A 23,297-nucleotide genomic window follows, 5' to 3' on the forward strand; every position below is an offset into this window, starting at 1 on the left:
ACACATTCGGGAGAAGACATGCCGACGAGACTGCACGAGTCGCTGCCCGCCGAGCGGGCCGGTGCACCGGCCAGCCCAGAGCTACTCGAACGCCGTGCGAAGTTCGCCGCGACCGAGATCAACCCCGCACTGGGAGTCACGGCGGGCGATGCGGACTTCGCCGGCGTACCGTGCCGGACCGTCCGCGTTGGAGACCGGGCCACCGTCCTCTACCTGCACGGGGGCGGATACCGGATGGGTAATCCGGAGGCTTACCACGCATATGCCGCGGGGCTGGCGGCGGGCGCCGAGGCGGCGGTCATCGTACCGCGGTATCGGCTCGCGCCGGAGAACCCGTTCCCCGCCGGACTGCGCGATGCCCTCGCGGTCTACGAGGATCTCGCGACCGCGACGGACGGGCCGATCGTCATCGCCGGCGATTCAGCGGGCGCCGGTCTCGCCGCCGCGGTTGTCGTCGCTGTGGACACCAGCGACGTTCGCACTCCTGACGGGCTGATGCTGTTGTCGCCGTGGCTCGACCTGCACTGCTCGTCGCCGTTCTATGAGACCGCGACCGATGCCTTCTTCCCGCTGGCGACCGCGGAGTCGGCGCGGGACGACTATTTGCAGGGCGCCACCGCGGACGACCCGTTGGTCTCACCGTTGCTCGCCGACCACACCGGCTTCCCGCCCACCTTGATCCAGGTCGGCGGCACCGAGGCACTGGTCGGCGACGCTCTCGACCTGACTCGGGCGCTCGCGACCGCGAATGTCACCTGCACGCTGGAAGTGATTGCGGATCAAGGGCACACGTGGCCGCTGATCTACCCCGATCACGCCGTCTCCATCGCTTCCATCGAGTCGTGTGTCCGGTTCGTCCGGTCGATCGAAGCCGACAAAGTTTTCGAATAGGCCTGGTGCGGAGGCGGAGGTTTCTGCCCAGCACCAGGCACTCCATGTAGAAAGGCAGAACAGGTTGAGCACTAGTCCACATCAGTCGACCTGTCGTGTCGGCGTCGTTCGGGAGACGAACGACGCTGAACGACGGGTCGCGCTGGTTCCCAAGATGGTCGCGTCGTTGATCGGCAAGGGCGTCGACGTGATCGTCGAGACTGGTGCCGGGCTCGGTTCCCGCATCCCGGACGAGTCGTACAAGGAAGCCGGCGCGGCGATCGGTGACGCGTGGTCCGCCGACGTTGTCGTCAAGGTCGCCCCGCCCAGCGATGCCGAGGTGGCCAAGCTGTCCTCCGGGCAGACCATGATCGGTTTCCTGGCGCCGCGCAATGCCGAGAATCAGATCGGCGCGCTGAAGTCGGCCGGTGTGCAGGCTTTCGCCGTCGAGGCGATTCCGCGTATCTCGCGCGCGCAGGTGATGGACGCGCTGTCCTCGCAGGCGAACGTGGCCGGTTATAAGGCCGTGCTGCTCGCCGCGTCGGAGTCGACCCGGTTCTTCCCGATGCTCACCACCGCCGCGGGCACCGTGAAGCCGGCCACCGTGCTGGTGCTCGGTGTCGGTGTCGCCGGTCTGCAGGCCCTCGCCACGGCCAAGCGCCTCGGTGGGCGGACCACCGGTTACGACGTGCGTCCCGAGGTCGCCGATCAGGTGCGCTCGGTCGGTGCGCAGTGGCTCGACCTGGGTATCGACGCCGCCGGTGAGGGTGGGTACGCCCGCGAACTCACCGACGAGGAGAAAGCCCAGCAGCAGAAGGCCCTCGAAGACGCCATCAAGGGCTTCGACGTCGTGATCACCACCGCGCTCGTGCCGGGTCGCCCCGCACCGCGCCTGGTCACCGCCGCCGCGGTCGAGGGCATGAAGCCCGGCAGCGTGATCGTCGACATGGCCGGTGAGACCGGCGGCAACTGCGAGCTCACCGAACCGGGTCAGACCGTCGTCGCGCACGGCGTGACGATCTGCTCCCCGCTGAACCTCCCGGCCACCATGCCGGAGCACTCGAGCGAGCTGTACTCCAAGAACCTGTACGCCCTCATCGAGTTGATGCTCGACGAAAGCGGCGCGCTCGCACCGGACTTCGACGATGAGGTGCTCGCCGCCGCGTGCGTCACCCGACAGCCGGTGGTGGTGTGATGTCGCACGGAACCGAGATTCCCGAGTTCTCGCAGCTCAACGCCTCCGATCCGACTACTGCCGAGGTTGCCTGATGTACACCGAACTGTTGGCCAACATCGCGATCCTGGTCCTGGCCGGATTCGTGGGCTTCGCCGTCATCTCCAAGGTGCCCAACACCCTGCACACGCCGCTGATGTCGGGCACCAACGCCATCCACGGCATCGTCGTGCTCGGCGCGCTGGTGGTGCTCGGCCACCTGCCCGGCGACGCGCCGTGGAGCGTCGAGATCATCCTGTTCGTCGCGCTGGTGTTCGGCACCCTGAACGTCGTCGGCGGCTTCGTCGTCACCGACCGCATGCTGTCGATGTTCAAATCCAAGAAGGGCGCTCAGAAGGCGGCCGAGAAGAAGGGGGCTGACGCCTGATGGGCTATCTCGTCTCGATCCTGTACATCGTCGCATTCGCGATGTTCATCTACGGCCTGTCCGGCCTGACCGGCCCGAGGACCGCGGTCCGTGGCAACTACATCGCCGCTGTCGGCATGCTGATCGCGATCGTCGCCGTCCTGATCGACATCCGCGACACCGACAACTGGGCCCTCATCGCAGGCGGTCTGCTGGTCGGTGTGGTCCTCGGCGTCCCGCCTGCGCTGAAGACGAAGATGACGGCGATGCCGCAGCTCGTCGCGCTGTTCAACGGCGTGGGCGGCGGCACCGTCGCGCTCATCGCGTGGGCCGAGTTCCTCGACTCCGACGGTTTCACGACCCTTGCCGACGTGCCGACCGCGCCCGTCGTCGTCGGCTCGCTGTTCGCCGCGATCGTCGGCTCGGTCTCGTTCTGGGGATCGCTGGTCGCGTTCTCGAAGCTCCAGGAGCTGCTGAACAAGAACCTCGAGCGCAAGTTCGTCTCCGGTGCCAAGGCGTTCCAGCTCGCGAACATCGCCCTGGCGGTCCTCGCGATCGTCATCGCGGTGTACATCGGTGTCAAGGCGGATCCCGCCAACGACCCGACCTCGTCGCTGTGGATCATCGGGCTGCTCGTCGTGGCGGGGCTGATGGGTCTGTTCGTCGTGCTACCGATCGGTGGCGCCGACATGCCCGTCGTCATCTCGCTGCTCAACGCGCTCACCGGTCTGTCCGCCGCGGCCGCGGGCCTGGCGCTGAACAACCAGGCGATGATCGTCGCGGGCATGATCGTCGGCGCGTCGGGCACCATCCTGACCAATCTGATGGCCAAAGCCATGAACCGGTCCATCCCCGCGATCGTCTTCGGCTCCTTCGGCTCCTTCGGTGCCGGTGACTCCGGTGACGGCGGTCCCGGCGGAGACGCGGGCGGCACAGTCAAGGCGGCCTCCGCCTCGGACACGGCGATCCAGATGGCGTACGCCAACCAGGTCATCGTTGTCCCCGGCTACGGTCTCGCCGTCGCTCAGGCGCAGCACGCGGTCAAGGAGATGGCATCGCTGCTCGAGGCGAGGGGCGTCGAGGTCAAGTACGCGATCCACCCGGTGGCCGGCCGGATGCCCGGGCACATGAATGTGCTGCTCGCCGAGGCGGATGTCGAGTACGACGCCATGAAGGAGATGGATGACATCAACGGTGAGTTCTCCCGCACCGACGTCGCCATCGTCATCGGCGCCAACGACGTGACCAACCCCGCCGCGCGCAACGATCCCAGCAGCCCGATCCACGGCATGCCGATCCTCAACGTCGACGAGGCCCGCTCCGTCATCGTCCTCAAACGGTCGATGTCCTCGGGCTACGCCGGCATCGACAACCCCCTGTTCTTCGCGGACACCACCTCGATGTTGTTCGGTGACGCCAAGAAGATGGTCTCCGAGGTCACCGCGGAGCTCAAGGCCCTCTAGCCGGACTTTGTTCGGTCGGATAGCTGTGATGGCACAGTGGGCAGGTGCCGATCCAGATGGCGAGTGCGCGTTGGATGTCGCGGACGATGCCGTCGACGGTCGGCCCTGCCCACCGGCGTTCTGGGTCCGCCAGCGACGTTTCGCGAGGCAGACGAGATCATCGATCGTGGTGTCGGCGGGCAGTGTGGACCAGCCAGTGGTCGGTGGGTTCGGTTGTGCTGGTGGGCCATTCGGCCAGCTGCCACATCTGATCGACCGATCGGTCGGAGGCGCGAGGCACCCTGGGCCCGGCGGGGCGGAACGGCGGTGATCATTCAGATCGGCTCGTGCGAACGCTCGGTGCCAGGGTCTTTCGAGGTGTAATGCGATGACGCGCACGGTCATGCCGCCGACGTAGTGGAAGACGATCGTCTCGTCGAAGCCGCCGACCGGTCGGCGCAATCGTCTCGGGCGTCAGCTCGGCCAGGTTCCGATGATCAGTTCCCCGAAGCCGCAGAGGTAGTCCGACACCGCGTCTACCGACCGGGCGTCGGCGTGCACACACAGATGTGTAACGCCGATCTCGCTGAGCTCATCGGCGTGCTCGGCGAACCGTCGCACTGAGCGGGGATCTGCAATATCGACCGGCGGCGCCGCCACCTGAATCGAGATCTGCGCCGGGTCGCGTTCGACGCGAAGCAGTTCGGTCCGCAGACGCCCCACCGCGCGACGCAGATCGTCGAGATCCTCGATCGACGTCGTCCGAATGGACGATGCCATCTGCGCGGGTCCGATGACCGGACACCAGCCCTGACCTGAGACCACCACCCGCCGGATCGCCGCACGGCTGTTGCCGCCGATCCACAGCGGCGGATGAGGCTTCTGCACGGGAGCGTGCAGCCGCATCTCACCGGTTCCGCCGAACCCCTCCCCCACTACCGGTGCCGTGGGCGAGAGCCAGATGCGGCGCAAGGCGTCGATGCCCTCGTCGAGCAGCTTGGCGCGGTCGTCGAAGTTCACGCCCAGCGCGGCGAACTCCGACCGCAGGTATCCCGCCCCGACACCCACGACGAGACGGCCGTCCGAGAGGATGTCCAGCGTGGTCAACGCTTTGGCGGCGAGATATGGGTTGCGGAACGGCAGCACGTACAGGTTGGTCATCAGGGTCAGCGACGTGGTGGCCGCCGCCGCGTACGCCAGCGCGACCGCCGGTTCGAGGCTATCGTGCCCGCCGGCAGCGAACCACTTGGCGGACGGTGCCGGATGGTCGGCCAGACACAGCGTTTCGAAGCCATGATCCTGCGCCTCGCGACTGATGCGGGCGAGTACGACGCCCTCCAGGAATCGGGCATCCGCTTGGGCGACATCGCCTGGATACTCCAGCGTGAACTTCACGTCGGTCGTCCTTCGTCTATCGAATCGGAGGGCGGGTCTGCACCCCTGTCACCGCGTGAGCGGAGCGAGCCGAACGCTGGACCGTTGATGCTGATCTCAGATCCAGCACCGGCACTGACCGTTTCGGCTCGCTCCGCTCATCGGAGAGGACGTATTAGTGTGCGTGTGTGAACTCGAAGTGCGACTCATCGGGGCTCGCGCACAATTCGTAGAACTTCTCGCCGCTCCACGGTGCGTTCATCTGCAGCCGACCGAACTCGTTGACATAGTAGTTCTTCCCTGTCGCGGTGCTCGGCGACAGGTAGATGAGCTTCTTGGCTTCCTCGTGCAGCTGGTCGTTGTAGTCGTCGAACGCGTCCTGGCGAATGACCATCGACGAACGACCGTTTTCGAGCATGCCGGCGATGCCTTCGGCGATGTAGCGGGTCCAGATCTCGAACCACGTGGGCAGTCCCGATCCGCTTGCCACCGGCTGCGAGTTGGGGCCGTAGAGCATGAACATGTTCGGGAATCCCGGAACGGTCATGCCTAGATGCGCCTGCGCGCCCTGGACGGTCCAGACATCCTCCAGAGTCACACCGCCGATGCCGAAGTACTGCGTCGGCCAGATGTACTTCTCCGTCTGGAAGCCGACCGCGGCGATGACCAGGTCCGCGTCGCGGGCTTCGCCGTCGGCAGTGACGATCGCGGTGTCGGTCATCCGGTCGATCGGAGTCGTGACGAGCTCGACGTTGTTCCTGGTCAACGAGGCATACCAGTTGTTGTCGACCACCGGACGCCGAGTCATCGGCGGGTAGTCCGGGACGAGCTGTTCGATGAGGTCGTGTCGACCGTCGACCTGGCTGGAGATGTAGCCGACCAAGATCTCGCGCAGCATGTCGTTGCGCTCGCTGACGTCGCCGCCCTTCGCGATCCACTCCGCATCCGGCATGAGCGCGTTCCGCAGATCGATCGTGCTCAGTCCGGCGACGTACTTGTTCCAGTTCCAGTAGAAGGGCATCTCCTGAATCAGCCACTGGAGCTCGTCGGCGATCGGCATACCGTAGTTGGCGCGCGGCGAGATCCACTGCGGCGTGCGCTGATACACCACCACCGACTCCGCCTTTTCGGCCACCTTCGACAGGAGCTGGACTCCGGTCGATCCGTTGCCGATAATGGCGACCTTCTTTCCCGCGTACTCGACGTCGTCGCTCCACTCGGTGGTGTGCACGGTCTGTCCGGTGAATCCGGAGACGCCCTCCACCGGCAGGTCCCGCGGAGTCGCGAACACACCGCTGGCGGCGACCACCACATTCGCCTCGACGTCGGCGACGGAGTCCTCGCCGCACACGGTCAGAGTCCAGCGGTGTGTCGTTTCGTCGAAGCGGGCCGCCTGGACATCGGAGCCGAACTGAATGTTCTCGTAGACGCCGTACTTGTGTGCCACGTGATCGATGTAGGCACGGACATCCGACTGACGGGCGAAGTATTCGGTCCACGGATACTTCTTCTCGAACGCGTACTCGTAGGTAAAGCTCAGCGTGTCGACGCGGACGTCGGGGTAGGTGTTGATACTCCACACCCCGCCGACCTCGGCACGACGCTCGTACACCGTGAACGGGATGCCGAGCTGAGCCAGCTGCACACCCATGGCGACGCCGGCGAATCCCGCACCGACGATCGCGACGTGGTAACCCTCCGGGATCGCCTTCTCGCCGGTCCAGTGCGCCTGGAAGGGCATGTCGGCGAAGGCCGGGATGTGGTGGCGCATGATCAGGTCGTCGGGCCCCAACTTGCGGGCTTCGGCCATCTGGAGCAGTTCGACGATCTCGTCACGTGACGGGATCGGCAGCTCGGCCTCGTCGGGTTCGGTGAGCAAGTATTCGACGGCTTTCGCCCGGATGAGCGCGATATCGTCGGCAGAGAACTCGACGGTGTCCGCGACCGGGCCGAAGACGCGTTGGGGGGTGATCGCGGCGATGTCCGCGTCACGGGTCGCCTGATACAGCGCCATCCGCAACGCGTTCGTATCGGCGCACTCGACGGCGCGCTCTATGTAGCTACGTCCTGGCATCGAAACTTCCAATTCTCGAATCTAACGGCGGAATTCGGGCACGTGTCACTCAGCGGCAGCACCGGACCCAACCCGCTGGTCGATGACGGACTGCCGAAGGTTCTGCTTGCGGATCTTCATCGTCGGCGTCTTCGGCATCTCCGAGACGATCACGACTTCTTCGGGAAACTTCGCCGGCGAGATACCGGCATTGCGGCAATAGGCCCGGATCTCGTCGACGTCGACGTCGGCCGCGCCGTCGCGCAGCTGAAGCACTGCACAGATGCGCTCGCCCGACCGGTCGTCGGGCAAACCGATGACGGCGACGTCGGCGACCGCGGAGTGCTTCGCCAGCACCTCTTCGATCTCGACTGGACTGATCGACTCGCCCTTGCGGATGATCAGGTCCTTCTCCCGGCCGACCAGGACCAGGTGCCCATCCGCCTCGAGCTTTCCGGTGTCACCGGTGAACATCCAGCCGTCGGCGTCGAAGGGGCGCACGATCTCGCCGTCGGCGCGGTAGTGCTTGAACAGCATCGGGCCGCGCAGCCATACTCGGCCGACCTCGCCGGACGACAGCACATCGTCTTCCTCGGAGCGGATCTGCACCTCGCATCCCAGGACGGGACGTCCCGAGGTAGTGGCCAGCTGTTCGACACTGTCGCTCATCCGCGCCGAGGTGATCATCGGGCACTCGGTCATGCCGTAGGCGTGCAGAATCGGAATGCCGACCTCGGCGCGCACGTCCCGGAACAGCTTCTCCGGCATCGGCGCTCCGCCGCCGGTCACCATGCGCAGAGTCGGAACCACGGGGGTGCTCGGATTCTTCCGCTGTTCCCCGAGCAGAAGGGCGTAATGCGGGGTAGATCCGCCGGTGATGGTCACCCCCGTCCGGCGCATCAGCTCCACGGCGGCGACCGGCTCGTAGATCTCCATGACCACCAGCGACATGCCGCTGGTGAGCGATGCGATCAGCAGGTCGGGGCCGGCGATGTGGGCGTACGGGGACAGGATGGTTCCGACGTCGTCGGCGGTGGCGCCGATCGCATCCGCGAGCGCGATGCCGCCGGCGATGAGCGTGCCGTCGGTGTGGCAGACGCCCTTGGGTGCCGAGGTTGTGCCGGAGGTGGTGTAGATCCAGCGCACCTCGTCGAGGCCGAGCGGCGCGGCGGGAAGCGTGGCCGGGTCACCGTCGGGCAGCTCATCGGAGACGATCAGCAGTTCGAGGCGTTCACCGCTCGCCGCACGCAGATCATCGGCCATCGCCTCATGGTCGAACCCGCGGAACTCGGGCAGGGTGATCAGCCATTCCGATGCGCACTGCTCGGTCATGGCCTTGACCTCGCGTGCCCGGTAGAGCGGAATGATGGGATTCTGGGTCACGCCGAGACGCGACAGCGCCAGGCTGAGCACGATGGTTTCGATTCGGGTGGGCAGCTGCCAGCTCACCGTGGAACCGGGCTCGATGCCGCGAGTCAGCAGCCCTGCCGCGGCACGTTCAGCAGCGGAGACGACCTCAGTGAAGGTCAGACGCCGGTCGAACTCGTCGATGACGGCGACGGCGTCGCCGGTGGCGTTGGCGCGCAACGCCAGCAGATCCCACAGGGACCTCGCGTCGTTCGGCGCGATATCCGAGTTCACGAGTTCTCCGCCTTCCTACTTGCCTCCGACGGAAGCGGGCCTGGTGTCAAGAGTGGGTAACCGGTGCGAAGCAGCGCGTTCGCGTGTCCGTGCCAGTGGATGTCGAATGCCGACTGCATCGCAGCATGCTGGCCCATGACGTCGAGGGTCTGGTTGACGGCGCGCTTGGCCGTGGCCAGTCCCCACGCGTCCATCTCCGAGATCTCGTGCGCCAGTTCCATCGTCCGCGCTTCGAGCTCGCCGAGCGGGACCACCCGGTTCACCATGCCGGCGTCGAATGCCTCTGCCGCGGTGAACTTTCGGGCCGTGAACAGCATCTCCTTGGCCCGTCGGGCACCGAGCTCCCACGTATGCGCGTGGTACTCGACGCCGCCGACACCGAACTTCACGACCGGGTCGCTGAAGTAGGCGTTGTCGGCCGCGATGATCAGGTCACAGGGCCAGATCACGTTGAGCGCACCGGCCACGCAGGCGCCCTGGACCGCCGCGATCGATGGCTTCGGTACGTCGCGCCACTTGCGGGAGAAGCCGAGGTAGTACTCGTTCTCCCACCCGTAGGCGCTCTCCAGGGTTGTCCTCCCCTCTCTGAAGTAGCCCGGAGCTGGAGTCTCGAGGTCGTGGCCCGACGAGAAGTGGTCGCCGTTGGCGCGCACGACGATCACCTTGACTGCGTCGTCGGCGGCGGCCTGCTGCCAGCGGGCGTCGAGGTCGCGCAGCAGGGACTCGTCCTGAGCGTTGCGCTTGTCCGGACGGTTGAGGATGATCACGGCGACGGCGCCGTCCACCTCGTAGTCGATGTAGCTCATCGTCATGCTCCCGTGTAGATCCGGTCGAGGGCCGACACGATCTCGGCGTCGTTGCGCGCCGCCGAGCCGAAGTCGTATTGCCAGCGCTTCGCGGCGTCGGTGAACAGGTGCACGTTCGACTCGACCATGTACCCGATGCCGGCATGGACCTCGTGTGCCGAGTGGACGATCTGCAGTGCTGCTTTGGCCGCCTGCCTGCGCATCAGGCCGAGGTACGGTTGCGGGTCGATTCCGGCGTCGATCGCGCCGGCCGCGGACCGGGCGTGCGCCGAGGTCAGATGCGCGGCGATCGCGATGTCGGTGCACAGGTACTGCACCGCCTGGAAGCGGCCGATCGCCCCGTCGAACTGGTGGCGCTGCTGCGCGTACAGGACCGTGATGTCGAGCAGCCGCAGGCCGGCGCCGTAGACCTGCGCCGCGCGCAGGACGTCAGCCCGCTGCTCGGCGACCAGGGCGGCGCGATCGGCGTCGGCACCGCGTGCCAGCACGGCGTCGTCGACCACGGGTATGTCGTCGAAGGTCACCGCGAACATCGGGTACTCCCCCATGTTCGGCATCGCTTCGATTCTCGCGGCCGCCGAATCGACCACTGCCACAACGCTTTCACTGCCGGTTGCGTGAACGAGGAAGCTGTCGGCGCGATCGGCGTATCCGACGGCGAGTGCGGTTCCGCGCAGGACGCCGTTCTCGTACGACACCACCGATCCCCAATCGGCAGCCGGGAAGGCCGGGATCACCACGGCTTCGCCGCAACCGATGCGCTCGGCGATCGCGGCGGCCTTCTCGGTGCCGCTCAGCAGCGCGGCATCACGCGCCGTCATCAGGTCGAGCAGCGGTGTGCCCGCCAGCGCACGGCCCATCTCGACGAAAACGCCGGCGATCGTCCCGAGCAACGGACTGTCGGCGTCGACGCCGGTTGGGTCACCGAGTTGCAGCCAGCCGAGCTCGGCGAACTGCGCAATCTGATCCGCGAACGGAACATTGTTCGACCGGTCTTCGAGCGGCGAGTAGCGCACGAAGACCGACTTGCTCACATCTGAGAGGACGGTGAAGTCCTCTCCCCATGCCAAATCCATCATCTGCTCCTATCGCGGCAGGCCGAGGCCTCGCGTCGCGAGTACCATCCGCTTGAGTTGGGACGTTCCTCCGGCGTGGTTGGCGAACGACTGCCGATACCAGGCCTCGGGCTTTCCGTTGAGGGGCGCGAATGACGACTCCGACCGCAACTGGCTGGTCGGACCGAGGACGCGGTCGTAGATCTGCGCGAACAGCGGCTCGTACTCCTTGGCGGCGACCTGCTGGACGCCGCCGCCCCACGGGGTCCGCCTGCCGTTCGCGTTGTCGCCGATGATCTCGTACGCCAGTAGCCGCTGCGTCTGGATGATCTCGGCGAGCACGGCCAGGTCGGCCTGCACATGCGGGTCGTCGAGCTTGCCCGGGATCGCCTTGCAGTGCGCGATCAGATCGCGCAACCGCGACTCCTGCATCGCGTAGATCGGCTCGACGGTGCCCGATGCGTAGAAGGCCTTCATGATGTACGACCAGCCCTTGCCCTCTTCGCCGATGAGGTTCTTCGTCGGGACGCGGACATGGTCGAGGAAGGTGGTCGACTGGACGCCGCCGCCGTAATTGCGCATCGGGTGCAGGGTGACGCCGGGGTTCTTCAGATCGACGACGAAGATGCTGATGGCGTCGCGAGCGGTGTCGTCGGCTGCCGTGCGCGCGGCGACGTACAGGACATCGGACATCGGGCCCCACGAGGTGAACGCCTTCTCGCCGGTGATGACCCACTCATCGCCCTCGCGGACCGCCTTGGTCCGCAGGGAGCCGAGGTCCGAACCGGCACTCGGCTCGGTGAGGCCCTCGGCCCACAGCACCTCCATGTTGGAGATCTCGGGCAGCAGACGCTGCTTCTGCTCTTCGGTGCCGCCGACCAGGATGGTGCCCGCAGCGAGGAAGATGCCGACCGAGTTGATCATCGGTGCGTCGGCGGCGTACAGCTCCTCGAGGAAGATCTGGTTGTGGATCGGCGTCAGTCCCTTGCCGCCGTACTCCTTCGGCCAGGTGAGGCCGATCCAGCCCTTGGCTGCGACCTTCTTGCTGAACTCGACGGCGATCGTCCACTGGTCGGGGGCGTCGTCGAACTCGGGATTGAAGGCGTTCTCCTCGGGCAGCTCGGCGTCGAGAAACTCCCGGATCTCAGCGCGCCACGCCTCGTGCTCTGGTGTCAGTGCCAGTCTCATTACGCGAATTCCGCCTGTAGTTCATCGGTGCCTGCGGTCTGCTCGGCGGCACCGTGGCCGAGGTGACCCTCGGGGTAGAAGCGACGAGCCCACTTGCGGATTTCGCGGAAGCCTGCGGCTTCGGCGGTCGCCAGGCCCGGCGGCTCGGTGTAGCGCTGATGCTCCCAGATCTCGATGTCGGCCCTGACTTGTCCGATTGCACTGCGCTGCCGCTTGGCCACGCGCGAGTCGTCCTCCCCGTCTTCCTTGCTGGCCCACGCGGAGAACCGCAGGATCGAGTGCTCGTCGTCGACGGGCGTCACCGCGGTGAGCGAGCAGATGCCGCCGACACCGTCGGCGTACGAGAAGCCCAGACCGAGGCCGAGGAGCGAGGCGAAGGTGCGTCCTTCGACGGTCTCGAGCTCGCCGTCGGCGCCGCGCCGCTTGAAGTTCAGCGACAGCTGCGTCCGGAAGTCGTACTCGCCGAACTCCCGGGCGACGACGGTCGGAATTTCGTCGGCGCGGTGCACGTACTTGAAGTGCGCGAAGTCGACGCCGTTCTCGGCTGCGTACTGCGGGTGGATCGCCAGCTCGGCGGTCTCGAAGCGCCCGGCCTCACCGAGGTTGTGGTAACCGCTCGCCGGGCCCGAGTCGGGGAAGAGCTCGAAGATACTGGGAACGTCGTACTGCGGCTCGCCGCCTTCGACGTCGTGCCAGATGTACATGATTCCGTCACGCTCGGCGGTGGTCCAGGTACCGATCTTGCGTACCCGATTGGTGGCCTTCTGGTACGGAATGCAGGTATTGCGGCCTTCCGGACTCCACTGCCAGCCGTGGAACGGGCACTGGATGTCGTCGCCGCACACGGTGCCGCCGTGCCCCAGGTGGGCGCCGAGGTGCTCGCAGTACGCGTTCAGAACCACCAAGCGGCCGCTCTGGGTGCGGTAGGCGACCAGGTCATGACCGAAGTAGCGCAGCGGTTTGACGTCGCCGGCTTCGAGGTCGGCAGACCAACCGAGCTGGAACCACCCCGTCGGCCTCATCGATAATGCCATTGGTGACACTTCATCCTCCTGAACTGTTGCAACAGCAGCACTTTCGGAAACTGCGCAGAAGCTGCTCTACGACAAGGGCTTTCACGGATCGCAACCGGCAGGTGTGCGCCGACACGACGCTCCACCCGAGTTCGGCGAAGCGATCCTCGACCACGTCCACCGATCAGCGCGGCAGCACACCGTGACTGCCATCACTGTAGCCAGTGGCTACGTAGGCGTCAACAAACGGGGCGAGCGTTCGACCATCGCCACAGGTCACAAGGATTTCGACGGAGTCGAAGCCACTTTTCGGAACGGCCGCGCCGTTACGGCAACCTGCACGGCGTGGAACGCCGGCCGACCTCCGGGGAGCTTGACGGTGGCACTCCCCGGCCCTACCATCACCAGCGTTGAGACGGTGGCCACAGTGCCGGCCTGATTTTTCCTCATCAACCCCCTTCATTTACCACCGCAACTTGCTGCGCTTTCGCGCATTGTGCGAGGCGGATTCTCTGAGAACAGCGAGGTCAAAGGGTGAAAGCAATTGTCTTCGACGGCACCGCCAACAGGCTGGTTGACGGCGTCTCCGTCCGCGACCCCGGCCCTGGCGAAGTCCAGGTCCGTATCGTCGCGAGCGGCCTGTGCCAGAGCGACCTGAGCGTGGTCAACGGAAAGATCCCGTTCCCGTCCCCGGTAATCCTCGGCCACGAGGGTGCGGGCATCGTCGAGGCCGTCGGGCCGGGCGTCACCATGCCCGCGGTCGGCGACCACGTGGTGCTGTCAACACTGGCGACGTGCGGCCAGTGCGCCGCATGCACCTCCGGACATCCCACGATGTGCCGTGCGTCGTTCGGGAAGACGGCAACCCCGTTCGACCTCGACGGCACCCCGATCCACAACTTCGCGGCGCTCTCGACCTTCAGCGAACGGATCGTCGTCCAGGCCGGGCAGGCGGTGTCGATCCCGAAGGATATTCCGCTGTCGACCGCGTGCCTGATCGGCTGCGCGGTGCTGACCGGCGCCGGGGCAGTGCTGAACCGGGCCCGCGTCGATCCTGGCGACTCGGTCGTCGTCATCGGCGCCGGCGGCATCGGACTCAACGTCATTCAGGCCGCTCGAGTCGCGGGTGCGGCGACGATCGTCGCCATCGACACGAACCCCGACAAGGAGTCGAAGACGCGCCTCTTCGGCGCGACCGACTTCATCGATGCGACCGCGGGCGACACCGTCATCGCCGTCCGTGAACTCACCGACGGCGGCGCCGATCACGTCTTCGACTGCGTCGGCGGCCAGGCGATCACCAGCCAGGCGATGGAAATGCTCGACTGGGGCGGGCAGTTGATCATGCTCGGTGTCGCCGGACCGGAGGCCAAGCTGTCGGTCCCGGCCACCACCTTCTACATGGATCGCTCGGTGCTGGGCTGCCGCTACGGTTCGTCGCGACCGGGCGCGGATATCCCCAAGTACCTCGACCTGTACCGGTCCGGCCGACTCCTGCTCGACGAACTCGTCACCAAGACCTATGAGCTGGAGGACTTCGAGTCCCTCATCGACGACGCGAAGAACGGAAAGCTCGACCGCGGAGTCTTGCTGATGCCTTCCTGACGTCGACGCCCCGGTTCGCCGGTCAACACGCGGATAAGAGCCCTCCCGGGCCTTCCGCGTGTTTCGGCTTCTCCGGTGTGCCGAGCCGCCTACCTGTTCGGCCGGGTCGCGTAAACGAGGACTTTGAGCATGTCGGTGACTTCCTGCCGGACGTCTTCTCGACTGCGATCTGGATTGTCGGCGAGCTCGGTGAGATACGGCTCGTAGAGATCCCACACCGAGCCGACGAGGGCGACCAGCGACGCCAGCACATTCGAATCGAACTCTGCCCGCACTTGCGGCTCGACCGGGTTCTCCCACAATGCATCGATTTGCGAACGATAGCCGCGTGAACGGACTCCGCCGAGCAGGCGATCCGGTCGAGTTCCCTCAAAGACCGACCACGTCAGCATCCGGCCGAACTGCCCCGCGTCGACATCGGCGCCGAACGAGTTCTCGATCGCGGCGTAGGCGTCTTCCTCACCGGACAGACGCTCGCCGCCGTAGGTGACGAGCAACTCCATCACCGCCACCAACAGGTTCTCTTTCGTTCGATAGAACCGATAGATCAGGCCGTAAGACACGTCCGCCGCGGCGGCGATCTCCCGTAACGTCACCTTCGCCGGACCTTTGCGCGAGAAGAGATCCGCGGCAGCGAGAAGAATGGCCTGTTGCGCGCCGGTCGAGCCCGCACGAGTCGGTGTCCACTCGACGACCTCCTTGTCCGCGCGCTGCACACTCGACTCGGCATCCGGTACGGAGTGCTCTTCGACCGGGTCGGCCACGTAGTCACCGGCCAACCGAAGCGCATCCCCCGTGGTATCCGGACACAGCAACAGTTCAGCAGGCGTGCGAGCGAACTCGTCGATTCTCGTGATCGACCACCGGGCGATGGCGTGCGGTGCGACATCCGCGTCGAACATCGCGAGAAACTCGGGGACCTCCGGACGGATTCCGCGATTCTCCACATCGAACTGCCATACCGGAAACAACGTCGATCCGCCGCCCGGATAACCGAGCATCTTCCGATTCTGGACGCGCTTGTTGATCGCCTGACGGCTGATGCCGAGAAACTCGGCCGCCTGTGGCGTGGTCCAGACGTCGTCAGGGCGTTCGGTGAGGTCACGAGGGGCTGCCATATCGCGCGAACACTATCACGATCACCGGAGCCGAAATCGACAGTGAGAGGCCGAGACTGCTGCGGTTCGCACCCGTTCCGCCCGTGGTCGCGAGGCGAACCGGCCGCGCCTATTGACGCACGCGTAGCCATTGGCTACTGTGACAACAGTCACTGCGAGCCGATGAGTGATCCGTCAACCCGACTGCGGGTCCCTTCGCTCGACTTCTGCGCCTCCGTGTTGACGCCTACCGCCTGTCGGTCGCGTCCGTGAAAGCCATTGCCGCTACGTGCGGGTCGGATCGATTCATGAACGGAACCCAGTACTCGACCTCAGCACTGCATTCCCTCGGTCATCACATCGAACAGGATAAATATGAGCTCACCCGAGATCGCACCTTCACCGAACCTGGTGCGCAGGGCGTCGATGACCGGCTTCTTCGGAACTGCCGTCGAAGCCTATGACTTTATGGTTTTCACTTTTCTCATCGCCTATCTGTCCCCCGAGTTCTTTCCCAGCGACAACCCGGCGGCTGGAATTCTGAGCTCGCTCGCGGTCCTCGGCACCGGATTCCTTGCCCGCCCGGTAGGAGGCATCGTCTTCGGGCGAATCGGTGACCGTCACGGTCGTCGATTCGCACTGATCCTCACCATCTCCGGCATGGGTGGCGCCACCATCCTGATGGGGCTGCTACCGACGCACTCGGTCGCCGGAATCCTGGCCCCTGCGCTTCTTGTTCTCACACGCCTGTTGCAGGGATTCTTCGCAGGCGGGGAGCAGATGGGTTCGGCCACGTTCGTCACCGAGCACGCATCTGTCAGGAACTACGGCATCCTGAGCGCGATGACCCCGGTGGGGTTCGCATTCGGTGGCACACTCGCTCCACTGGTCGTCGCCGTCACGACCTCCCTGTCGTCGGAGGAGACGATGGCCGACTGGGGTTGGCGCATTCCCCTCCTCATGTCGCTACCGCTGATGCTGTACGTGCTGTATCTGCGTACGCGACTGGAGGAATCACCCGATTTCAAGGAACTCGCCGGCAAACACGAAGTCCAGTCCTCCCCGCTGCGTTCGGTCATCACGCGGTACCCCGTGACATTGCTGCGCGTGATCGCACTCAGCACATCGGTTCTCGCGATCGGTTACGTGGTTCCGACGTACATGCCGCTGTTCCTCCAGCAGGAGGTCGGTATGACCCCGGGCGCCACCGCCTGGCTGGCCACCGCTGCATCGACCTTCGCCATCGCCATCGGATTCGCGGCCGGATTCATGATCGACCGGAGCGGCCGTCGGAACACCATGATCCTGGGGCTGGGCATCATCTTGGTGGCGATGTTTCCGATCATGTACCTCATGAAGGCGACCGGCGGGAATCTGATCGTCACCGGGCTGGGCCAGATGCTCCTTGTCGGCATGGCCGGCGCCTCCGCTGTCCCTGTCTACGCGACACTCACCTCGGCCTTCCCGGCCGCCGTTCGCTACACCGGCGCGGCGATCGGATTCGGTCTCGGTTCGGCGATCGGCGGCGGGGCCGGGCCCTACCTCGCGGGAAAACTCACGGAGACGACAGGGAACTCCTACGCCACCTCCGGCGTCGTCGGCGTCGCAGCCCTATTGGGCATCGTGGTGATCGCCACCATGCCGAACAGCAACAGCAACGCTGCGCCCGAGGCAACACTCATGACAGGCGATATCGAGTCCGCCAACACGGATCCGGTCGGAGAGTCGACCCACCTCTCGCGGTTGACGAAAAAGTAGCCAATGGCTACAGTTGACTCAGTCACAGTGACCGCGGTCACGCCACGCCGGATCGGTCAGGGTCGACCAGGTGGCATTCACGCCTATCGCACAAGGAGGAATCGATGTCGTACCCCGTCGATCCCGAGTACCTGCCGATGTTGGGATTCCTCCCGCGCCTCGACGTCTCCGACGCCGAAGCGGCTCGCGCGCTCGTTCGCTCGATGAGCGCGGAAGATCCGATGGCGGCCGTGCCCGCGGATATCTCGGTGGAACGCCGGACGGCACCGGCAGCCGACGGATCGGACATCGAGGTCGTGGTGTTCCGGCCGGAACGCCGGATCGAGCAGCCCCTCCCCGGTATCGCCTACTTCCACGGCGGAGGGTTCGTCTTCGGCGACGCAGGCACCGATGTCCGGGTTCCCTCCGCGCTCGCTGCAGACCTCGGCGCGGTGGTGGTGTCGGTCAACTATCGCCTCGCTCCCGAGTACCCGTTCCCGACAGCGTTCAACGACTGCTTCGCTGCTCTGACCTGGCTCGCCGGCGACAACGACCTCGGGATCGACCCGGCCAGAATCGTCGTCGCCGGGATCAGCGCCGGTGCCGGACTCGCTGCGGCGGTCGCGCTCGCGGCACGCGAAATCGGCGGTCCCGCCCTGTGTTTCCAGGCGCTGGACTCGCCCGTTCTCGACGACCGCCTGCTCACCGCCTCGGCGACCGAGTACACCGACTCCCCGCTGTGGAACCGCCAGAATTCGATCGACAGTTGGTGCCACTACCTCGGGGTCGACGCCGACCGACATCGGACGTCGCACTATGCCGCCCCCGCGCGCGCACGCGATCTCGCGGGGTTGCCGCCGACCTACATCGCGGTGTCCTCGTTCGACCCCCTCCGCGACGAGGGGATCGACTACGCACAACGACTGACGCGCGCCGGTGTGCCCACCGAACTGCAACTCTTCCCCGGGACCTTCCATGGATCGTCGGGAGTGTTCCCCCAGGCGGCGATCTCCCGGCGGATCAACGCCGAATACACAGCCGCCATCCGGCGAGCGCTGAACAGCTCGGCCACGAGCACAACACTGACATCGGAGAATCATGCCGAATCGCTTTGAAGGAAAGGTCGCGATCGTCACCGGGGGCGCACGTGGGCAGGGTGAGCAGATCGTTCGGACGCTGGCACGCGAGGGCTGCTCGGTCGTGATCGGCGACGTCCTCGACGATCAGGGAAAGGCCGTCGCCGACGACCTCGGTGCGTCCGTCGTCTACTCCCGCCTCGATGTGACGACCCCAGCCGACTGGGCGCAGGCCGTTGCTGTGGCGACGTCGACGTTCGGCGGGCTCGACGTCCTCGTCAACAATGCGGCGATCTATCGCAGGCAGCTGCTGGAGGACGAGACCGTCGCCGATCTCGACAAGGTCCTCGACGTCAACCTGCGCGGACCGTTTCTCGGCATCCAGGCCGTCATTCCTGCCATGCGCGCCCGGTGCGGCGGGGCGATCGTGAACGTCTCGTCGCTTGCCGGAACCACGTCGTACCCGGCGCATGGTGCGTACAGCATGTCCAAGTGGGCCCTGCGCGGACTGACGAGGACCGCCGCGATCGAGCTCGCGCCGTCCAACATCCGGGTGAATGCCGTTCTCCCCGGCAACATCCGGACCGGCATGTCGCCGACGACCGCCGCCGATGCCCCGACCGGCCTGAAACGTCAGGCCGACCCGGACGAGACCGCGAACGTCGTGGTCTTTCTCGCCTCGGACGACGCGTCGTTCGTCAACGGCACCGATGTCATCGCTGACGGCGGCTCCCTGCTCGAGTAGCGGTCACACTTCCCCGACCCGACCCCCGTCAGCCGACCGCACCAGACGCGGTTGACGCAGATCCGATCTTTGGAGGAACATGTCCGCCTCTACCCCGGCAGCCGACCCCACCGCCCAGCACTTCGATGTCGTCGTCATCGGCGCGGGATTCAGCGGAATGTATGCGCTGCACCGTCTCCGCCAACAGGGCCGACGGGTCGTCTGCCTGGAGGCCGGCGACGGCGTCGGCGGCACCTGGTTCTGGAACCGCTACCCCGGCGCCCGCGTCGACATCGAGAGCATGCAGTATTCGTACTCCTTCGACGAGATCCTCCAGCAGGAGTGGTCGTGGTCGGAGCACTTCTCCCCGCAGCCGGACCTGGAGGCCTACGCCAACCACGTCGCCGACCGCTTCGACCTGCGCGAGGCCATCCGGTTCGAAACTCGTGTCGATGAGCTGACATTCGACGATGCCGCGGACGAATGGCACGTCGGCACCGCATCGGGCGAGCGCTTCGTCGCCAAGTACGTGATCGCGGCCACCGGCAGCCTGGACGTCTCCAACGTCCCGGCCTGGCCCGGACTGGACAACTTCCACGGCGAGGCGTACCACACCTCGCGGTGGCCCAAGGCCGGCGTCGAGTTGGCCGGTAAGCGGGTGGGCCTGATAGGCACCGGTTCCACCGGTATCCAGCTCACCCCGGAGGTGGCCGCGGCCGCCGACCATCTCACGGTCTTCCAGCGGACGCCGAACTTCAGCCTCCCCTCGTTCAACCGGGAACTGGATCCGGAGTACGAGCGCGACTGGAAGACCAACTACCCCCAGCGGCGCCAGGAAATGCTGAACACCCACGGCGCCGTTCTGATGAGCAATGTCGCCGAGCAGCGCTCCATCTTCAGCTACACCGAAGAAGAGCGCGAAGAAGTGATGGAGCGCGCGTGGAACGCCCGGAACGGACTCGAGTTCATCCGTACGTTCACCGACACCTCCTCCGATCCGGAGGCGAATGCGATTCTCGCGGAGTTCGTGCGGAACAAGATCCGGGCTGTCGTCGATGACGCGGAGACCGCCGAACTTCTGTGCCCGAAGACCTATCCGATCGGCGGCAAGCGGATCTGCGTGGATTCCGGTTACTACACGACATTCAATCGGGCCAACGTGCAACTGGTCGACCTTCGGTCGAATCCTATCGAGGAGATTACCGAATCAGGGCTTCGCACAACCGGTTCCGAATACGAGCTCGATGTGATCATCTTTGCCACCGGCTTCGACGCGATGACCGGTTCGATGCTGAAGCTGAACGCGACCGGGCTCGACGGAGTACGACTCGCCGACAGGTGGGCCGACGGTCCGAAGACTGTCTTCGGTCTGATGACCGCCGACTTCCCGAATCTGTTCATGGTGCACGGTCCCGGTAGCCCGTCGGTCCTCGCACAGATGATCACCACGGGCGAGTGGCAGGTCGACTGGGTCCTGCGGACCATCGATTACCTCGAGGATCATCAGATCTCCCGCTTCAATGCCACCTCCGCGCAGGAAGATCAGTGGGCCACCGAAATGGACGCTGTCGCCGCACGCACAATGCACGCGAAGACCGACTCCTGGTACACAGGCGCGAACATACCCGGCAAGCCGCGAGCGCTGCTGATGTATGTCGGCGGATTCGAGCGGTACTCCAACTGGTGCACCCAGGCCATCGATCAGGAGTACGCGGAATTCGAGAAGAAGCAGCGGGTGTCTCTGCCACAGGTAGGCGACTGACAGTGATTACATCGCGAATCATCGGGCACGAACTGACCGTTGTCGATGTTATCGAGGAAACCTCGGATTCGAAGTCGATCGTGCTGCGGAAGCCGGAGAGATTTCGTGAACTCTTCACCTACCTGCCCGGGCAGTTCCTGACCGTCCGTATACCGAGTGACCGCACTGGACACATCGCTCGATCGTATTCGTTGTCGAGCGCCCCCGACGTCGATGACGATCTGAAGGTAACCGTCAAGCGCACAGCGGGTGGATACGGATCGAACTGGTTGTGTGACAACGTGACACCCGGGAGCTCGATCACTGTCCTGCCCCCGTCGGGCCGGTTCACTCCCGAGGGCTACGAGGAGAAACTATGCCTGTTCGCGGCAGGTAGTGGCATCACTCCGATCATCTCGATCCTGAAGACCGCCCTCTTCCGATCTGACTGTTCGGTGGTGCTGTTCTACGCAAATCGCGACAGCGACTCGGTAATCTTTCGCCAGGAGCTCGATGATTATGCCGTCAAGTTCGGAGACCGACTGGCAGTGCACTACTGGCTCGACGATCTCCATGGCTTTCCTACGCAGGACACGATCGCCGAGTTGGTGGCGGAGGATTCATCATGCGAAGTCTTCGTATGTGGCCCTGCACCATTCATGAATACGGTGGGTGCGGGTCTTCGCACGTCGGGCGTGGCGCAGGAACGACATCATCAGGAACTCTTCGTGTCGATTTCGGGCGACCCCTTCGCAGCGCCCGGGCCGATCTCGGGCGGTCATTCGGTCTCAGTGGTGGATACGATCGTTCACTTGGCTGGCGAATCTCACCAATTCGGCTGGCCGACGGGCCGGAATCTCGTCGATACGCTGCTGGATCGCGGGGTCGATGTTCCGTTCTCCTGCAGATCGGGCGAGTGCGGGTCCTGCGCATGCACTGTCATATCCGGCACGGTCGCGATGGAGAATTCGGACATCTTGGATCCCGCCGATATCGCCGACGGACTCGTACTCGGGTGCCAGTCGCGTCCTGATACCGGACCGATCGAAATCGAGTTCTGAGAACCCGACTCGACTGTGACACCACCTTCGGAAAGTGACATCGAATGACTCGGTTGTTCGACAATTGCCGACTTGGCGGCATCGTTCTCAGAAACCGCGTTGTGATGGCCCCCATGACCCGGGCCCGCAGCGTCGACACCATCGCCGGCGCAGTGACGGCGCAGTATTACCGTCAGCGCGCGACCGCGGGACTGATCGTCACCGAAGGAACGCCGATCTCCCCGGAAGGTCAAGGGTATGCGTACGTTCCCGGTATCTGGTCCAGCAAGCAGGTTGCCGGATGGCGAAGAGTAACCGATGCCGTCCACGATGAGGACGGCCGCATTTTTGCCCAGCTCTGGCACGTCGGCCGACTGTCGCACACGTCGCTCCAGCCTGGACGGCAGCGGCCCGTCGGTGCCGGCGCGGCACCGGCCCACGGGGGCAAGACTTTCGCCTTCGCCGACGACGGCACTGCCGGCTTGGTCGACGTGAGCACGCCCCGGCCGTTGTCCACGCAGGAAGTCGGTCGGGTGATTCGCGACTTCGTCTGCGGTGCAACCAATGCCAGCGACGCCGGCTTCGACGGCGTCGAGTTGCACGGCGCAAACGGCTACCTGTTCGAACAGTTTCTCAACCCCTCGACCAACACGAGAACTGATCACTATGGAGGGTCGATACGACATCGTGCCCGCTTCCTCCTCGAGACGGTCGATCGGGTGAGTGAGGCGATCGGTTCCACCCGTGTCGGGATTCGGCTTTCGCCCTTCAGCGAGCTGTTCGACATGCCCGCCTACGCTGAAACCGCCTCTACCTACCTGTATCTGGCCTCCGAGCTGTCTCGCCGAGACCTTGCCTACGTGCATCTCGCCGATCAGCTTCCCGCAGGAGATCGCGTCATCGATGTCGATTTTCTCACCGCGTTCCGAGCCGCGTACCGGGGAGCGATCATCCTCGCAGGAGGCATGACCCGAGAGCTGGCTGAGGATCTGATGGCGAGGAACGTGATCGACCTCGCCGCATTCGGACAGCCGTTCATCGCCAACCCCGACCTTGTCGAGCGCCTGCAGAACGGGTGGCCGCTGACAACACCCGACCGGGACTCGTACTACGGCGGTGGCGCAGAAGGCTACCTCGACTACCCGAGGTTCGACCCGGCGAGCGTGTGACCCGCGGCCGGTTCCAACGCACGGCCGATAGGGAATCCACCTACGAATCCTCCACTGCAATTCCGATGGCGTCGTCCAACGACGCG

General features: G+C 65.3%; 19 protein-coding genes. 11 read left to right on the forward strand and 8 right to left on the reverse strand.

What is annotated here, in order from left to right:
- Window positions 1-18: 18 nt before the first annotated feature.
- The 4 genes from ACQHI0_RS17650 to ACQHI0_RS17665 all read left to right on the forward strand — a co-directional run bounded on the left by ACQHI0_RS17650 (window position 19) and on the right by ACQHI0_RS17665 (window position 3,913).
- Window positions 19-891, forward strand: a complete 873-nt coding sequence (locus ACQHI0_RS17650; RefSeq protein WP_427909020.1) for an alpha/beta hydrolase fold domain-containing protein — start codon at window positions 19-21, stop codon at window positions 889-891.
- Window positions 892-955: 64 nt separating this feature from the next.
- Window positions 956-2,065, forward strand: coding sequence for a Re/Si-specific NAD(P)(+) transhydrogenase subunit alpha (locus ACQHI0_RS17655; protein WP_427909021.1), 1,110 nt, complete (start codon window positions 956-958; stop codon window positions 2,063-2,065).
- 73 nt (window positions 2,066-2,138) lie between these two features.
- Entirely contained in the window at window positions 2,139-2,471 is a 333-nt protein-coding gene (locus ACQHI0_RS17660) for an NAD(P) transhydrogenase subunit alpha (protein ID WP_427909022.1), read from the forward strand.
- A complete protein-coding gene (locus tag ACQHI0_RS17665) occupies window positions 2,471-3,913 on the forward strand; it encodes an NAD(P)(+) transhydrogenase (Re/Si-specific) subunit beta (protein WP_427909023.1) in 1,443 nt (480 codons plus the stop codon). Before ACQHI0_RS17660 ends, ACQHI0_RS17665 begins: the two co-directional genes overlap by 1 nt.
- 453 nt (window positions 3,914-4,366) lie before the next feature.
- Here the strand turns inward: ACQHI0_RS17665 and ACQHI0_RS17670 are convergent, their stop codons facing one another.
- The 7 genes from ACQHI0_RS17670 to ACQHI0_RS17700 all read right to left on the reverse strand — a co-directional run bounded on the left by ACQHI0_RS17670 (window position 4,367) and on the right by ACQHI0_RS17700 (window position 13,043).
- Window positions 4,367-5,287: a TIGR03619 family F420-dependent LLM class oxidoreductase gene (locus ACQHI0_RS17670; RefSeq protein ID WP_427909024.1), complete on the reverse strand. Its 921-nt coding sequence runs from the start codon at window positions 5,285-5,287 to the stop codon at window positions 4,367-4,369.
- A 154-nt stretch (window positions 5,288-5,441) separates the two neighbouring features.
- Complete coding sequence (locus tag ACQHI0_RS17675; protein ID WP_427909025.1) at window positions 5,442-7,340, reverse strand: NAD(P)/FAD-dependent oxidoreductase; 1,899 nt, start codon at window positions 7,338-7,340, stop codon at window positions 5,442-5,444.
- Between the two features lie 45 nt (window positions 7,341-7,385).
- Window positions 7,386-8,960: a class I adenylate-forming enzyme family protein gene (locus ACQHI0_RS17680; protein ID WP_427909026.1), complete on the reverse strand. Its 1,575-nt coding sequence runs from the start codon at window positions 8,958-8,960 to the stop codon at window positions 7,386-7,388.
- Window positions 8,957-9,766: an enoyl-CoA hydratase gene (locus tag ACQHI0_RS17685; RefSeq protein WP_427909027.1), complete on the reverse strand. Its 810-nt coding sequence runs from the start codon at window positions 9,764-9,766 to the stop codon at window positions 8,957-8,959. The genes ACQHI0_RS17680 and ACQHI0_RS17685 overlap by 4 nt, the downstream gene beginning before the upstream one ends.
- A 2-nt stretch (window positions 9,767-9,768) precedes the next feature.
- Window positions 9,769-10,842, reverse strand: coding sequence for an acyl-CoA dehydrogenase family protein (locus ACQHI0_RS17690; protein WP_427909028.1), 1,074 nt, complete (start codon window positions 10,840-10,842; stop codon window positions 9,769-9,771).
- Window positions 10,843-10,851: 9 nt separating this feature from the next.
- The gene (locus tag ACQHI0_RS17695) at window positions 10,852-12,009 is read right to left on the reverse strand and encodes an acyl-CoA dehydrogenase family protein (RefSeq protein WP_427909029.1); all 1,158 of its coding nucleotides are present in this window, start codon (window positions 12,007-12,009) and stop codon (window positions 10,852-10,854) included.
- Window positions 12,009-13,043, reverse strand: a complete 1,035-nt coding sequence (locus ACQHI0_RS17700; RefSeq protein ID WP_427909030.1) for a Rieske 2Fe-2S domain-containing protein — start codon at window positions 13,041-13,043, stop codon at window positions 12,009-12,011. Before ACQHI0_RS17700 ends, ACQHI0_RS17695 begins: the two co-directional genes overlap by 1 nt.
- A gap of 513 nt (window positions 13,044-13,556) precedes the next feature.
- Here ACQHI0_RS17700 and ACQHI0_RS17705 point away from each other — a divergent pair.
- Window positions 13,557-14,627: a Zn-dependent alcohol dehydrogenase gene (locus tag ACQHI0_RS17705; protein WP_427909031.1), complete on the forward strand. Its 1,071-nt coding sequence runs from the start codon at window positions 13,557-13,559 to the stop codon at window positions 14,625-14,627.
- Between the two features lie 89 nt (window positions 14,628-14,716).
- On the opposite strand, the gene ACQHI0_RS17710 is transcribed toward ACQHI0_RS17705, so the two are convergent.
- A complete protein-coding gene (locus ACQHI0_RS17710) occupies window positions 14,717-15,745 on the reverse strand; it encodes a TetR/AcrR family transcriptional regulator (protein WP_427909032.1) in 1,029 nt (342 codons plus the stop codon).
- 354 nt (window positions 15,746-16,099) lie between these two features.
- Here ACQHI0_RS17710 and ACQHI0_RS17715 point away from each other — a divergent pair, with 354 nt between their 5' ends.
- From ACQHI0_RS17715 to ACQHI0_RS17740, 6 genes are all read left to right on the forward strand, one after another.
- Window positions 16,100-17,482: an MFS transporter gene (locus ACQHI0_RS17715; RefSeq protein WP_427909033.1), complete on the forward strand. Its 1,383-nt coding sequence runs from the start codon at window positions 16,100-16,102 to the stop codon at window positions 17,480-17,482.
- 104 nt (window positions 17,483-17,586) lie between these two features.
- Window positions 17,587-18,576, forward strand: coding sequence for an alpha/beta hydrolase (locus ACQHI0_RS17720; RefSeq protein WP_427909034.1), 990 nt, complete (start codon window positions 17,587-17,589; stop codon window positions 18,574-18,576).
- The gene (locus ACQHI0_RS17725) at window positions 18,560-19,282 is read left to right on the forward strand and encodes an SDR family NAD(P)-dependent oxidoreductase (protein WP_427909035.1); all 723 of its coding nucleotides are present in this window, start codon (window positions 18,560-18,562) and stop codon (window positions 19,280-19,282) included. The genes ACQHI0_RS17720 and ACQHI0_RS17725 overlap by 17 nt, the downstream gene beginning before the upstream one ends.
- Window positions 19,283-19,361: 79 nt before the next feature.
- Window positions 19,362-21,023, forward strand: a complete 1,662-nt coding sequence (locus ACQHI0_RS17730) for a flavin-containing monooxygenase (RefSeq protein ID WP_427909036.1) — start codon at window positions 19,362-19,364, stop codon at window positions 21,021-21,023.
- Window positions 21,024-21,025: 2 nt separating this feature from the next.
- Entirely contained in the window at window positions 21,026-22,063 is a 1,038-nt protein-coding gene (locus tag ACQHI0_RS17735) for a 2Fe-2S iron-sulfur cluster-binding protein (protein ID WP_427909037.1), read from the forward strand.
- A 44-nt stretch (window positions 22,064-22,107) separates the two neighbouring features.
- Window positions 22,108-23,211: an alkene reductase gene (locus tag ACQHI0_RS17740; protein ID WP_427909038.1), complete on the forward strand. Its 1,104-nt coding sequence runs from the start codon at window positions 22,108-22,110 to the stop codon at window positions 23,209-23,211.
- Window positions 23,212-23,297 lie beyond the last annotated feature (86 nt).

Source organism: Nocardia sp. FBN12 (assembly GCF_050320175.1).
Lineage (GTDB): Bacteria > Actinomycetota > Actinomycetes > Mycobacteriales > Mycobacteriaceae > Nocardia.

What these genes read in the sequence shown, in the direction of transcription:
- ACQHI0_RS17650 (WP_427909020.1), top strand. Translation starts at nt 19, where the DNA reads ATGCCGACGAGACTGCACGAGTCGCTGCCCGCCGAGCGGGCCGGTGCA.
- ACQHI0_RS17660 (WP_427909022.1), top strand. Translation starts at nt 2,139, where the DNA reads ATGTACACCGAACTGTTGGCCAACATCGCGATCCTGGTCCTGGCCGGA.
- ACQHI0_RS17665 (WP_427909023.1), top strand. Translation starts at nt 2,471, where the DNA reads ATGGGCTATCTCGTCTCGATCCTGTACATCGTCGCATTCGCGATGTTC.
- ACQHI0_RS17675 (WP_427909025.1), bottom strand. Translation starts at nt 7,340, where the DNA reads ATGCCAGGACGTAGCTACATAGAGCGCGCCGTCGAGTGCGCCGATACG.
- ACQHI0_RS17685 (WP_427909027.1), bottom strand. Translation starts at nt 9,766, where the DNA reads ATGAGCTACATCGACTACGAGGTGGACGGCGCCGTCGCCGTGATCATC.
- ACQHI0_RS17690 (WP_427909028.1), bottom strand. Translation starts at nt 10,842, where the DNA reads ATGGATTTGGCATGGGGAGAGGACTTCACCGTCCTCTCAGATGTGAGC.
- ACQHI0_RS17695 (WP_427909029.1), bottom strand. Translation starts at nt 12,009, where the DNA reads ATGAGACTGGCACTGACACCAGAGCACGAGGCGTGGCGCGCTGAGATC.
- ACQHI0_RS17700 (WP_427909030.1), bottom strand. Translation starts at nt 13,043, where the DNA reads ATGGCATTATCGATGAGGCCGACGGGGTGGTTCCAGCTCGGTTGGTCT.
- ACQHI0_RS17710 (WP_427909032.1), bottom strand. Translation starts at nt 15,745, where the DNA reads ATGGCAGCCCCTCGTGACCTCACCGAACGCCCTGACGACGTCTGGACC.
- ACQHI0_RS17715 (WP_427909033.1), top strand. Translation starts at nt 16,100, where the DNA reads ATGAGCTCACCCGAGATCGCACCTTCACCGAACCTGGTGCGCAGGGCG.
- ACQHI0_RS17720 (WP_427909034.1), top strand. Translation starts at nt 17,587, where the DNA reads ATGTCGTACCCCGTCGATCCCGAGTACCTGCCGATGTTGGGATTCCTC.
- ACQHI0_RS17725 (WP_427909035.1), top strand. Translation starts at nt 18,560, where the DNA reads ATGCCGAATCGCTTTGAAGGAAAGGTCGCGATCGTCACCGGGGGCGCA.
- ACQHI0_RS17730 (WP_427909036.1), top strand. Translation starts at nt 19,362, where the DNA reads ATGTCCGCCTCTACCCCGGCAGCCGACCCCACCGCCCAGCACTTCGAT.
- ACQHI0_RS17740 (WP_427909038.1), top strand. Translation starts at nt 22,108, where the DNA reads ATGACTCGGTTGTTCGACAATTGCCGACTTGGCGGCATCGTTCTCAGA.